This window comes from Coprococcus sp. BIOML-A2 (assembly GCF_009875795.1).
Taxonomy (GTDB): domain Bacteria; phylum Bacillota; class Clostridia; order Lachnospirales; family Lachnospiraceae; genus Coprococcus; species Coprococcus aceti.
Genome location: NZ_WWSI01000003.1, coordinates 77416 through 91756, shown reverse-complemented (window position 1 = coordinate 91756; position 14341 = coordinate 77416). Strand labels below are relative to the sequence as shown.

General features: G+C 44.6%; 11 protein-coding genes. All 11 read left to right on the top strand.

What is annotated here, in order from left to right; all coding sequences use genetic code 11:
• Window positions 1-12: 12 nt before the first annotated feature.
• The 11 genes from GT575_RS07430 to GT575_RS07380 all read left to right on the top strand — a co-directional run bounded on the left by GT575_RS07430 (window position 13) and on the right by GT575_RS07380 (window position 14339).
• On the top strand, window positions 13-2910 hold the full coding sequence (locus GT575_RS07430) for an FtsK/SpoIIIE family DNA translocase (protein ID WP_161171806.1): 2898 nt from the start codon (window positions 13-15) through the stop codon (window positions 2908-2910).
• A gap of 19 nt (window positions 2911-2929) precedes the next feature.
• On the top strand, window positions 2930-4600 hold the full coding sequence (locus GT575_RS07425) for a formate--tetrahydrofolate ligase (protein ID WP_161171805.1): 1671 nt from the start codon (window positions 2930-2932) through the stop codon (window positions 4598-4600).
• A gap of 12 nt (window positions 4601-4612) precedes the next feature.
• Complete coding sequence (folD, locus tag GT575_RS07420) at window positions 4613-5455, top strand: bifunctional methylenetetrahydrofolate dehydrogenase/methenyltetrahydrofolate cyclohydrolase FolD (protein WP_055222582.1); 843 nt, start codon at window positions 4613-4615, stop codon at window positions 5453-5455.
• A gap of 28 nt (window positions 5456-5483) precedes the next feature.
• Entirely contained in the window at window positions 5484-6797 is a 1314-nt protein-coding gene (gene rimO / locus GT575_RS07415; protein ID WP_161171804.1) for a 30S ribosomal protein S12 methylthiotransferase RimO, read from the top strand.
• Entirely contained in the window at window positions 6794-7318 is a 525-nt protein-coding gene (pgsA, locus tag GT575_RS07410; RefSeq protein ID WP_015534884.1) for a CDP-diacylglycerol--glycerol-3-phosphate 3-phosphatidyltransferase, read from the top strand. The genes rimO and pgsA overlap by 4 nt, the downstream gene beginning before the upstream one ends.
• Before the next feature lie 240 nt (window positions 7319-7558).
• Window positions 7559-8974 carry an acyl-CoA carboxylase subunit beta gene (locus GT575_RS07405; RefSeq protein ID WP_015534885.1) on the top strand — a complete coding sequence of 472 codons (1416 nt, stop codon included), beginning with the start codon at window positions 7559-7561 and terminating at the stop codon, window positions 8972-8974.
• 15 nt (window positions 8975-8989) lie between these two features.
• Window positions 8990-9967 (top strand): OadG family protein, encoded by a 978-nt coding sequence (locus GT575_RS07400; protein ID WP_055222586.1) that lies wholly within the window; start codon window positions 8990-8992, stop codon window positions 9965-9967.
• Between the two features lie 19 nt (window positions 9968-9986).
• Window positions 9987-10361, top strand: coding sequence for a biotin/lipoyl-containing protein (locus GT575_RS07395; RefSeq protein WP_161171803.1), 375 nt, complete (start codon window positions 9987-9989; stop codon window positions 10359-10361).
• Between the two features lie 41 nt (window positions 10362-10402).
• Window positions 10403-11533, top strand: a complete 1131-nt coding sequence (locus GT575_RS07390; protein ID WP_055222592.1) for a sodium ion-translocating decarboxylase subunit beta — start codon at window positions 10403-10405, stop codon at window positions 11531-11533.
• Window positions 11534-11574: 41 nt separating this feature from the next.
• Window positions 11575-12981, top strand: a complete 1407-nt coding sequence (locus tag GT575_RS07385; protein ID WP_015534888.1) for an oxaloacetate decarboxylase subunit alpha — start codon at window positions 11575-11577, stop codon at window positions 12979-12981.
• A gap of 98 nt (window positions 12982-13079) precedes the next feature.
• Window positions 13080-14339 (top strand): NAD(P)/FAD-dependent oxidoreductase, encoded by a 1260-nt coding sequence (locus GT575_RS07380; RefSeq protein WP_161171802.1) that lies wholly within the window; start codon window positions 13080-13082, stop codon window positions 14337-14339.
• Window positions 14340-14341: the final 2 nt, after the last annotated feature.

Here is a 14341-nt window from a genome sequence, read left to right as displayed (position 1 = left end):
TAGAGGTAGAAAATGGCTGCTGGTAATAAAAAGTCATACAAGAACAATACATCAAAGAATGGCACGTCCAAAAACGCTGCGTCTAAAAAGACTGTGGCAAAGAACTCTTCAAAAGGTGGATCAAATAACAGGACATCTGCGAAGAAGAATACTGCATCGAAAAAAACATCTGCCAGATCAAAGGCTGCCATAGAACGCAAAGCCCGGGAAGAGGAACTGGCAAGGCAGAAGCAGATGAGAAGTGAGATCATACTCATAGTTCTCTTTGCATTTTCGGTATTTCTGCTACTTGCAAACTTCAGGATCTGCGGAATAGTGGGAGATACAGTATCGGGATTTTTCTTTGGAATAATCGGTTTCAGCGAGTACATATTCCCGGTATATCTGTTTGTGTCGGCTGCCTATCTTATATCAAATGATTTCAGGGGGAAGATCGTCAAAAAGGTTGTATATTTTGGCGTTGTGCTCATCCTGTTGTCCATGGTATTTCAGGCTATATATTCATCGACCTTTGAGTCGGTCAAGGTTCTGTACATGGATGGGTATAAGGACAGATCGGGCGGAGGAGTTATATGCGGAGGAATATTCTTTGCGATAAGGACACTGCTTGGAGTTCCGGGTGCGTGCATAGTAATATTTATAGCTGCGGTTATCATGTTCATTCTCATAACGGAGATATCAGTTATAGACGAGATCAAACTTTTCATAGCATCTATCCGTGAGTGCAGAGAAAGCGATGATGACGAACAGTATGAAGATGAGGAGTATCAAAGTGACAGATATGACGATGGTTATTACTCACATGATGTAAATGATACTCCGGTTCGCAGAGTGAGACCATCGATGGCAAATCTCAATGTGTACAGCAGCGATAAGTCCAAGGATGACAGAGCTTCCGACAGGACTGCTGCAACGCAGGTCAAGCCAAGGAAGACTAAGCCACAGAAGAATGTAGAGAGGGAGCCTGCCAGGGATTTCTTTGCCATGGAGGATGTCCACGAGCTCACACCTGGAGATGGCGCTGTGGATATGTCCTATGATGAATTTAACAATGATATAGAGAAGATCGTCATGACCGACAGAGAGGAGATCGTCAATCCAGTTCAGATAGACAGAGAGGATCCTGTGCATAAACCGGTGCGGAAGCCTGCACCTGTGAAGAGAAGAAAGCCAGTGGTCGTAACTCCTGAAGAACCAAAGCTGGCTGCTGTGGACACTGATATGGAGGATGCAGAGATACTTTCATTTACTGATGATGCGGAGGATGTCCTTGCGGGAGCGGTAAATGGCAATATGCATCCAGAGAGTGTGTCAGATTACAATCCGCTCTACGACTCTGCATTTGCGGAGGAGGAGAAGACGGATACCGCGGCTCAAAGCAAAAAGAAGCCGGCGGTACAGACTGAGAGCTCAAAGCAGTATCAGGAGGGAAGAAAATATAAATTCCCAACGGCAGATCTGCTGTCCCAGCCTAAAAAGACGAACAATTCCAACAGGGATGCCCATGTCAGGGAGACAGCCATCAAGCTTAAGAATACCCTCGAGACATTTGGCGTCAATGTAACCATAACAAACTATAGCTGCGGTCCTGCTGTAACGAGATTTGAGATGCAGCCGGAGCAGGGTGTCAAGGTCAGCAAGATACTGAACCTTGCGGACGACATAAAGCTCAACCTTGCGGCTGCGGATATACGTATAGAGGCACCGATACCTGGCAAGGCAGCCATAGGAATAGAGGTCCCTAACAAGGAGAACTCAATTGTGGCGTTCCGGGAGCTTATAGAATCAGATAATTTCAAGAACCTCAAGTCCAAAGTGGCATTTGCGGTTGGTAAGGATATAAGTGGACAGGTCATCGCAACGGATATTGCCAAGATGCCGCATCTTCTGATCGCCGGAGCCACAGGTTCGGGTAAATCAGTGTGTATCAATACACTTATAATGAGTATACTGTACAAAGCCACACCGGAGGAGGTAAAGCTCATAATGATAGATCCTAAGATGGTTGAGCTTGCATGCTACAATGGCATACCACACCTTCTGATACCGGTCGTAACAGATCCAAAGAAGGCGGCAGGGGCACTCAACTGGGCTGTCATGGAGATGACAAGAAGATACCAGCTTTTTGCTGAGCACAGTGTACGTAATATACAGGGATATAATGACAAGGTTGAAAATGCCGTTATAGCGGGAGCTGATGGAGAAAAGCTGACCAAGATGCCACAGATAGTGGTCATAGTGGATGAGCTTGCAGATCTTATGATGGTTGCCCACGGCGAAGTCGAGGATGCTATAGTGAGACTTTCACAGCTTGCCAGAGCAGCGGGTATACATCTTGTCATAGCAACACAGAGACCGTCGGTTGATGTCATAACAGGTCTCATAAAGGCAAATGTTCCATCGAGAATAGCATTTGCAGTTTCGTCGGGAGTTGATTCCAGAACCATACTTGATATGGTAGGAGCAGAGAAACTTCTTGGAAAGGGAGATATGCTGTTCTATCCGACAGGCTATCCTAAGCCGGTCAGAGTACAGGGCGCATTTGTGTCGGATGATGAGGTTACAGCGGTTGTTGATTTCCTCAAGAAGAACAATGGCGTGGGAACATATGATGAGGAGATATCCAAATCAATATCCGGAAATGGTGGATCAGGCGCCACAGCGATAGGTGGGGCTTCAGCCAGTGATAAGGATGAATATTTCGTGGAAGCGGGAAGATTCATTATAGAGAAAGAAAAAGCTTCTATAGGTATGCTTCAGAGAACGTTCAAGATAGGCTTTAACAGAGCCGCAAGGATCATGGATCAGTTGATGGCCGCGGGAGTAGTTGGCCCGGAGGAGGGCACAAAGGCCAGAAAGATCCTGATGACTCAGGAACAGTTTGATGAATATATAGACACTAATTTATAAAAAGCGGAGGATAAGAGCTATGATGACAGACATTGAAATTGCACAGAAGGCTGAGATGAAGCACATAAGGGAGGTTGCTGCAAAGCTCGGAATATCAGAGGATGACCTCGATCTCTATGGAAAGTATAAGGCAAAGCTCTCAGATGAGCTTATAAAGAAGGTTGAGGGCAACGAGAACGGAAAGCTTATCCTCGTTACAGCCATCAATCCAACACCTGCAGGAGAGGGAAAGACGACAATCACTGTAGGACTTGGTGAGGCTATGGGACAGCTTGGAAAGAAGGCGGTTATCGCACTTCGTGAGCCATCACTTGGACCATGTTTTGGAATCAAGGGTGGTGCAGCCGGCGGCGGATATGCACAGGTAGTACCTATGGAGGATCTCAACCTCCACTTTACAGGAGATTTCCATGCTATAACATCTGCAAACAATCTCCTTGCAGCCATGATGGATAACCATATCCAGCAGGGAAATGCACTTAGAATAGATGTGAACAGAATAGTGTTCAAGAGATGTATGGATATGAATGACAGAGTTCTCAGACACACAGTTGTCGGACTTGGAAAGCGTGTCGACGGAGTGCCTAGAGAGGACGGATTTGTCATCACAGTTGCATCGGAGATCATGGCTATTCTCTGTCTTGCAAGTGACATGAAGGATCTTCAGGAGAGACTTGGCAGAATAATCGTTGCATACAACATGGACAATGAGCCTGTGACAGCGGCTGATCTCAAGGCTGTAGGAGCTATGGCAGCGCTTTTAAAGGATGCCATCAAGCCAAACCTTATCCAGACACTTGAGCATACACCGGCAATCGTACACGGCGGACCATTTGCAAATATAGCACATGGATGTAACAGTGTAATGGCTACAAAGACAGCATTAAAGCTTGCAGATTATGTAATAACAGAGGCAGGATTTGGCGCAGATCTCGGAGCTGAGAAGTTCTTCGATATCAAGTGCCGTATGAACAACCTTAAGCCGGATGCGGTGGTTCTGGTTGCTACAGTAAGAGCACTCAAGTACAATGGCGGAGTTGCAAAGGCAGATCTCGGCGAGGAGAATCTCGACGCGCTTAAGGCTGGTATAGTAAACCTTGAGAAGCATATTGAGAATCTTCAGAAGTATGGTGTTCCTGTTGTTGTAACTCTGAATAGATTTGTCACAGACAGTCAGGCAGAGCTTGACTTTGTCAAGAAGTTCTGCGAGGACAGAGATTGCGATTTTGCTCTTGCAAATGTATGGGAGCAGGGAGGCAAGGGTGGTATAGACCTTGCAAATGCAGTGCTCAACACGCTGGAGAACAAGAAGAGCAACTTCAAGGTGCTCTACGATGACAGCCTTTCAATAAAGGATAAGATAAATTGTATTGCTACAGAGATATATGGCGCGGATGGTGTTACATACAGCGCAGAGGCCAGCAAGGCCATCGCCAAGATCGAGGAGATGGGATTTGGTAACTTCCCTGTATGTATGGCAAAGAACCAGTATTCTCTGTCAGATGATCCAAAGAAGCTTGGAAGACCTACAGGATTCGATATAAATATCCGTGAGGTTTATGTCAGTGCAGGAGCAGGATTTGTGGTAGCGATTACCGGAACTATCATGACCATGCCTGGACTTCCAAAATCCCCTGCGGCAGAAAGGATTTATGTTGATGATAACGGCAAGATCGTCGGATTATTCTAGGAGGACAAATAAATGTATAAGCTTATAGATGGTAAGGTTATATCAAAACAGATAAAGGATGAGCTCAAGGAGAAGGTTGCGGGACTCAAGGCAGAGGGCGTAGAGATATGCCTTGCTGTCATTCAGGTCGGAAATGATCCTGCATCGTCAGTATATGTTGGAAATAAGAAGAAGGCATGTGAGTATATAGGAATAGGTTCACTGTCATATGAGCTCCCAGAGGAGACAACTGAGGAGGAGCTTCTTGCACTTATAGAGAAGCTCAACTCTGACGACAAGGTGAACGGAATACTTGTACAGCTCCCGCTTCCAAAGCATATAGATGAGGATAAGGTTATAAAGACCATATCTCCAAAGAAGGATGTGGACGGCTTCCATCCGATGAGTGTTGGTGCACTCAGCATAGGACAGCCGGGCTTTGTGTCATGTACACCAGCCGGAGTTATCCAGCTCATCAAGAGATCAGGAATAGAGATAGAGGGTAAGGAGTGCGTGGTACTCGGCAGAAGCAATATAGTAGGCAAGCCTATGAGCATGCTGCTGCTCCGTGAGAACGGAACCGTAACCGTGTGCCATTCCAGAACAAGGAATCTCAAGGAAGTGTGCAGACGTGCTGATATACTCGTGGTGGCAATAGGAAAGCCAGAAATGATCGATGCATCTTACATCAAGGAAGGCGCAACAGTTATAGATGTGGGAATCCACAGGGATGAGAATAATAAGCTCTGCGGTGATGTGGATTTTGAATCAGCCAAGGAGGTTGCCGGAGCGATAACTCCTGTACCTGGCGGAGTCGGCCCTATGACCATAGCCATGCTCATGTCAAACTGTGTAGAATCAATAAATATAAACTAAGAACAAGTGCAAAATTATTGGAGAACAGATGAAAGTATTACTCATATCACTAGGCTGTGATAAAAATCTGGTGGACAGCGAGGTCATGCTCGGTTTGCTGAACAAAGCCGGCCACCAGCTTACAAATGATGAGACAGAGGCAGATGTAGTAGTTGTAAATACCTGTGCGTTCATCAGCGATGCGAAAGAGGAAAGCATCAACACCATCATCGAGATGGGAGAACTGAAGAAAACCGGAAAACTAAAAAAGCTTATCGTTGCGGGATGTCTGTCCCAGAGATACAAGGACGAGATAATGAAGGAGCTTCCGGAGATCGATGTCATTATTGGTGCGACCAATTACGATAAGATAGTTGAGGCAATAGGAACCGACGAGGAGTCGATCATAGATGATATAAATTATACTCCAAGGCCGATTGCCGAGAGAATAGTAACGACAAATGCGTCGATGGCGTATTTTAAGATCGCAGAAGGTTGTAATAAACTGTGCACTTATTGTATAATACCTCACATACGAGGCAGATACAGAAGCATGCCGATGGACAGCCTGATCGCATCCGCTGAAAAGCTTGCGTCTGATGGTATAAAGGAGCTTGTCCTTGTGGCACAGGAGACTACGCTGTACGGAGTTGATCTGTATGGTGAGAAGAAGCTTCCAGAGCTTCTCACAAAACTCAGTGAGATAGAAGGCATAGAGTGGATAAGACTTCTGTACTGTTATCCGGAGGAGATAACAGATGAACTAATAGAGGTTATGGCCACGAATCCGAAGATCTGCCATTATGTCGATATACCTATCCAGCATTCTGAGAATGCGATACTTAAGAGAATGGGCAGACGGACCAGCAGAGAGGACATTGTGGAGCTTGTCGGCAGACTGAGGACAGCCATGCCGGATATAGCCATCAGAACCACGCTCATATCTGGTTTCCCAGGTGAGACACAGGAACTGCACGATGGTCTGGTCGACTTTGTTGACGAGTGCGAGTTTGACAGGCTTGGAGTATTCACTTATTCGCCTGAGGAGGGCACTCCGGCTGCGGAGTACGAGGATCAGGTGGATGGAGAGCTGGCTGTAAAGTGGCGCGATGAGATCATGGAGCTTCAGCAGGAGATTTCCTATGAGAAGAACCAGCAGATGATCGGAAGCCCCCAGAAGGTTCTCATTGAGGGATATCTGGTCGACGATGATGTATATGTGGGAAGAACCTACAGAGATGCTCCGGGGGTTGACGGAATAGTGTTCGTCAGCGCACCATATGAATTGATATCCGGTTCATTTGTGGATGTGAAGATAACCGAGGCAAATGAATATGACTTGACAGGAGTGATAGTAGAATGAATTTACCAAACAAATTGACAATACTAAGAGCTATAATGATTCCATTCTTTCTCGTGTTTTTATATATGTCACCGGGATGGTCGAAGTGGGTGGCACTTGGAATATTCATAGCCGCATCACTTACAGATATGCTTGACGGAAAGATTGCAAGAAAATACAATCTGGTCACCAATTTTGGAAAATTCATGGATCCTCTGGCAGATAAGCTGCTGGTATGTTCGGCACTCATAGCACTGTCGGATCTGAACAGGATCCCAGCATGGATCGTTATAGTGATCATAGCGCGTGATTTCATAATAAGCGGATTCAGACTTATTGCGGCAGAAAAGGGAATTGTTATTGCTGCCGGATGGTGGGGAAAGATCAAGACAACGGTTCAGATGATCATGGTAGGATTTCTGATAGCTGATCTCAAGGTGTTCTACATCTTTGATCAGGTGCTCATCTACCTTGCACTTGCACTGACACTTATATCTCTTGGAGATTATCTGTATCACAACAGAGAAGTTCTCAAGGACTAAAACAGTAAAAAATAAAACAGATTTTATAATTCAACGGGGAATTTGGGGTATACTTTTGTTTGGGGGTATATTTTACACAGATTCCCTGTTTTATTTTGAAAAATAATTGCTTACAACGCCGATAAACCTTTGGTGGTTTTTTCGATTTTACTTGAAATATGACGACAAAGGCTTTACAATTATACTCGGCGAAAATTGGACTATATATAGTCCTAAAATAAATTAAACGGAGGGCTAAAAATGAGCAACACACCAAGCTTGTCAGCAAGTGACAGAATTTCAATGTTACTTGATGACTCAAGTTTTGTTGAAATCGGCGCATATGTAACTGCTAGAAATACAGATTTCAACATTCAGGACAAGGATACTCCAAAAGACGGCGTAATAACCGGTTATGGAGTGATCGATGGCAATTTAGTTTATGTTTACAGCCAGGATGCAAAGGTGCTCGGCGGTTCTATAGGCGAGATGCATGCCAAGAAGATCGCAAACCTTTACGACATGGCAATGAAGATGGGTGCACCTGTTATCGGGCTGATCGATTGTGCCGGACTCAGACTTCAGGAGGCTACAGATGCTCTTAATGCATTTGGAGAGGTATTCATGAAGCAGACTCTTGCATCAGGTGTAATACCACAGATCACAGCTATATTTGGTACATGCGGTGGTGGTGCAGCACTTATACCTAATCTCACAGACGTAACATTCATGACTAAGGAAGGAGCTAAGCTCTTTGTTAACAGTCCAAATGCACTGGATGAGAACCGTGCAGAGAAGCTTGACACTGCAGCAGCAGATTATGTTGCAGAGAACACAGCAAATGTTGACGCAGTATACGACACAGAGGCAGAGCTTCTCGGTGCAGTGAGAACTATGGTAGGTCTTCTTCCATCAAACAATGAGGATGATGGCGACTGCGCAGTATGTGAGGATGATGTGAACAGAATCATCCCAGATCTTGCTACAAAGGCAGGGGATGTGAAGGCTGTTATAGCAGATATCACTGATGATGAGTTTGTATTCGAGCTCAAGAAGGATTTTGCAGATGACGTTGTTACTGCATTTATCAGACTTAACGGTGAGACAGTCGGTGTTGTCGGAAACCAGAAGGATGTCATGACAACAGCCGGTGCATATAAGGCAGAGGATTTCGTAAAGCTTTGTGATTCATTCAATATCCCAGTTGTCACACTTGTAAACATCAAGGGATTTGCAGCAACTGTAAAGGAAGAGAAGACTATCTCAAAGGCTGTTGCAAAGCTTACTTACGCTTATGCCAACGCAACAGTGCCAAAGGTAACTGTTATGCTTGACAAGGCATATGGTACAGCCTACACAGTTATGTGTTCAAAGGCTATCGGAGCTGATGTTGTATTTGCTTGGCCTAAGTCAGTTATCGGAACAATGGATCCAGAGATGGCTGTAAAGATCATGTATGAAGATGAGATCGCAGCAGCCGGTGACAAGCTTGCTTATATCAAGGAGAAGAAGGCTGAGTACACAGATGCTCTTTCAGGTGCCGTATCTGCAGCGAGAAGAGGCTACGTGGATGATATCATCGAGCCTGATGCAACAAGAAAGAGAGTTATAGCAGCACTCGATATGCTTTTTTCAAAGAGTGAGGACAGACCATTCAAGAAGCATGGAACAATATAAAGGAGTGACAACTTAATGGAAAAGATAATAAAGAAAAAGTTATTATTGATAGTTTCTATGTTAGCTGTTACATTTGCACTTGCCGGATGTTCGTCTTCAGACAAGAAAGTAGAATTTGACTATGACGGAAACACATTGGTTCAGATAGCAGAAACACAGGCTACGAATTACATGCAGATTGCGCAGGTTGAAGATGTATATAATTTCTATGTGGATGAAGAGGCAAATGGCGGTCAGGTAGATGAAACGACTGCTGATGCATTAAAGGTTTTTTCAACGATTGAGTCTGACTATGGTAAATTCCAGCAGTTTAAGCCGGTCAATCTCGAAGATGAAGATGATAAAACAATACAAGAAGTTGATGACAAGGTTGTTGTTACATTATATGCAGAATGTGCAGAAAAAGAAGCTATAGTAAAGGCAACATTTGTAGACAATTCGGTAACTTACAATTTCCAGAAGTATTCAGTGATGGCTCAGAATAAGTATTCAGAAGAAGAGGCTGATCAGATGCTTGCATCAAATGGTGTTTATCCATACAAGATTTCCGAATTTGAAGTTGCTGCTAATCAGACACTTAAGGACAAGATGAAGGATGCGGGAGCAAATACCCTCATAGGTATGGGTATCGTGTTTATAGCACTTATCTTCATATCATTCATAATTTCACTTCTCAAGTATGTTCCGGCTCTTTTGGACAAGGAGACAAGAGAGAAGAGAAAGGCTGAGAAGGCAAAGAAGGCTCTTGGAAGCGTTGCAACATTAAATGTTGACAAGGAGGATGAGACTCCTGCAGGAAGCGCACCTGCTCCAGCTGGAATAGTAGACATTGTCAACACAGCGACCGGTGAGAGCGTTATGAACGACTCAGAGCTTGTTGCGGTTATATCAGCAGCGGTTATGGCGGCACAGGGCGGAAAGACAAGAGTTCGTGTAAACTATCCAAGTAACGATAAGTTGGTTGTAAGACCAAGAAAAAAGAATAAGAGATAATTATAGGAGGATAATTGTTATGAAGAATTATAGAATCACAGTTAATGGCACATCATACGATGTATCAGTTGAAGAATTATCAGGTGGCGCAGCTCCAGTAGCAGCACCTGTAGCAGCAGCTCCAGTGGCAGCACCTGCAGCAGCTCCTGCAGCTCCAGCACCAGCAGCAGGCGGCGCAGGAAGCGTTAAGGTTTCATCACCTATGCCTGGTAAGATCCTTGCAGTAAAGGCTAATGTTGGCGACTCAGTAAAGAAGGGTCAGGTAATCCTTATCCTTGAGGCTATGAAGATGGAAAACGAAGTTGTTGCTCCGGAAGATGGTACTATCGCAAGCATAGATGTTACAGTAGGCGCTAGTGTTGAGTCAGGCGACACACTTGCAACACTCAACTAATTGCTTGAATTAGAATAAATCTTATAGGAGGAAACAACTAAATGGGCAGCACAATAGTTGACGTTTTGACAAATTTAGCTAATCAGACCGGTTTTGCAAGTCTTGACTGGAAGAATTACGTTATGATCCTTATAGCGTTTGCTTTCATGTATCTTGCAATCGGAAAGGGTTTTGAGCCACTTCTTCTTGTCCCTATCTCATTTGGTATGTTTCTTGTAAACATGTTCCCAGATATTATGGCAGAGGGCGGCTTGTTACATTATTTTTACCTGCTTGATGAGTGGAGTATCTTACCTTCACTTATATTCATGGGCGTAGGTGCCATGACAGACTTTGGTCCGCTTATCGCGAACCCGAAGAGTTTCCTGCTCGGCGCTGCAGCTCAGTTCGGTATCTATACAGCTTACTTCCTTGCATTCCTTATGGGATTCAACGGCAAAGAGGCTGCGGCTATATCGATCATCGGTGGTGCAGATGGTCCTACATCTATCTACCTTGCCGGTAAGCTCGGCATGGGTGGAACACTTCTCGGACCTATAGCAGTTGCGGCATATTCATATATGTCACTTGTACCTGTTATACAGCCACCTATCATGAAGGCTCTCACAACAAAGAAGGAGAGACTTGTTAGAATGCCACAGCTCAGACCTGTAACCAAGATCGAGAAGATCCTCTTCCCTATCATCGTTACACTTGTGGTAGTTCTTATACTTCCAACAACAGCACCACTTGTAGGTATGCTGATGCTTGGTAACCTCTTCAGAGAGTGTGGCGTTGTTAAGCAGCTCACAGAGACAGCTTCAAACGCTCTTATGTATATCGTAGTTATCTTACTTGGTACTTCAGTAGGTGCATCTACAAGTGCAGAGGCATTCCTAAAGATGAGTACACTTAAGATAGTATTCCTTGGTCTTGTAGCATTCGCAGTTGGTACAGCAGCCGGAGTTCTATTCGGTAAGCTCATGTGTTGGGCTACAAAGGGCAAGGTTAATCCGCTTATCGGTTCAGCTGGTGTATCAGCCGTTCCAATGGCAGCCAGAGTATCACAGAAGGTTGGAGCACAGTATGATCCTACAAACTTCCTTCTGATGAACGCTATGGGACCAAACGTTGCAGGTGTTATCGGTACAGCCGTAGCAGCTGGTACATTCCTTGCAATATTTGGAATTTAATTAAGAATTTAGGCAATGAAATTATATAGGAGGACGATAAAATGGCAGATAAGAAACCGATAAAGATTACGGAAACTGTACTGCGTGATGCGCATCAGTCACTTATAGCTACTCGTATGACAACCGAGCAGATGCTTCCTATCATCGACAAGATGGATAAGGTTGGTTATCATTCAGTAGAGTGCTGGGGCGGCGCAACATTTGATGCATCACTCAGATTCCTTAAGGAGGATCCATGGGAGAGACTCAGAAAGCTCAGAGATGGATTCAAGAATACAAAGCTGCAGATGCTCTTCAGAGGACAGAATATCCTCGGATACCGTCATTATGCAGATGATGTTGTAGAGTATTTCGTACAGAAGTCAATCGCAAATGGTATTGATATCATCAGAATATTTGACTGTCTGAACGATCTTAGAAACCTTCAGACATCAGTTAAGGCTTGTAACAAAGAGGGTGGACATGCCCAGGTAGCTCTTTCATATACACTCGGTGATGCATATACTCTGGATTACTGGAAGGATATGGCAAAGAGAATCGAGGATATGGGAGCAGATTCAATCTGTATCAAGGATATGGCTGGACTTCTTGTTCCAAATAAGGCTACAGAGCTTGTACAGGCACTCAAGGATGGTTCAAGCCTTCCAATTCAGCTTCATACACATTACACATCAGGTGTAGCTTCAATGACATATCTCAAGGCTGTAGAGGCTGGATGTGATGTCATCGATACAGCAATCTCACCTCTTGCGCTTGGTACATCACAGCCTGCAACAGAGGTTATGGCCAAGACATTTGAGGGAACAGAGTTTGATCCAGGTCTGGATCAGAAGCTTCTGGCTGAGATAGCAGACTACTTCAGACCACTCAGAGAAGAGTGGATCGCAAGTGGTCTCTTAAATCCAAAGGTTCTTGGCGTTAACGTTAAGACACTTCTCTACCAGGTACCTGGTGGAATGCTTTCAAACCTCGTATCACAGCTCAAGGAGATGGGTGCTGAGGATAAGTTCGAGGCAGTTCTTGAGGAGGTTCCAAGAGTTCGTAAGGACTATGGTGAGCCACCACTTGTTACTCCTTCAAGCCAGATCGTTGGCACACAGGCAGTTCTCAACGTCGTAACAGGCGAGAGATACAAGATGTGTACAAAGGAGTCAAAGGCACTTGTACGTGGCGAGTATGGTCAGTCAGTAAAGCCTGTTGATCCAGAGGTTAAGAAGAAGGTTATCGGCGATGAGAAGCAGATCACATGCCGTCCAGCAGATCTTCTTGAGAACGAGCTCGACAAGATTGAGAAGGAGATGATCCAGTACAAGAAGCAGGATGAGGATGTACTCACATATGCACTGTTCCCACAGGTTGCAACTGACTTCTTCAAGTACAGAGAGGCTCAGGATAAGAAGGTCGATGTCACACTTGCTGACAAGGACAGCACAGCTTATCCAGTTTAATAACTGAATTCATAAGGTCAGATATATAAATGATCATAAAAAGGGACGGAGCTCCGCGAGCGGAGTCTCTGTCCTTTTGCTTAATATATGGAGATAATATGACAGGAAAAATAGTGGTTATAGGAGCAGGAGCTGCAGGGGTAATGGCTGCACTGACAGCGGCACAGAAGAATAAGGTCATTCTCATTGAAAAGAATGACAGGATCGGAAAAAAGTTATTTATAACAGGTAAGGGACGTTGTAATGTGACAAATGCATGTGACGCTGACGGATTTTTTAATTCAGTGGTCACAAACAGCAAGTTTATGTACAGCTCCTTTTATACATTTGACAACAATATGATAATGGACTATCTGGAGAAGGCTGGGTGTCCGCTCAAGATAGAACGCGGAGGAAGAGTGTTCCCGACAAGCGATCATTCTTCAGACGTTATAGGAGCATTCAAAACTCTTATAAACAGAAATAAAAATATAAGTCTGTATTTGAATACGAAGGTTACAGGAATCAATATAGAGGATGGCAGGATAAAGAGTGTTGACGTATCAGGAGATAACGGCGGGACAGGCAATGACAGGATATACTGTGATGCTGTTATAATTTGTACCGGCGGAAGATCGTATCCACTCACGGGATCTACCGGAGACGGATACAGACTGGCAGAACATATGGGTCATACGATAAAGCCGTTAAGTCCATCACTGGTTCCGTTTGAGATAGAAGAGAAATGCTGCTCCATGATGATGGGACTGTCGCTTAAAAACGTGGCACTTCACATAAGCAGTGGAAAGAAGAAAATATTTGACGAACAGGGGGAGATGCTGTTTACCCACTTTGGCATAAGTGGGCCGCTGGTGATCAAGGCCTCCGCATATATACACAGGTATATTGGAAAAGATATAGACATGTACATAGATCTGAAGCCGGCTATGGACAGAGATATGCTTGATGCCAGACTCCTCAAGGATTTCAAGAAATATGCAAACAAAGACTTCAAGAATTCTCTTGGAGATCTGCTTCCGATCAAGATGATAGATGTGGTTGTGGAGAGATCCGGTATCGATCCGTATAAGAAGGTCAACTCAGTGACCAGGGAAGAAAGACAGAGACTTATAGATGTGCTGAAGGAATTCAGACTTACATTTGTGGGGCTTCGGGGATATGATGAGGCTATAATCACAAGAGGCGGAGTGAGCGTAAAAGAGGTAAATCCTTCCACCATGGAGTCTAAGTTTGTGGGGGGCGTGTATTTTGCCGGAGAACTGCTGGATATCGATGCGCTGACAGGTGGATTTAACCTGCAGGTGGCGTGGTCGACTGGATATCTGGCTGGACTTTCTGCTTCCGAGAGTTTACAATAGGC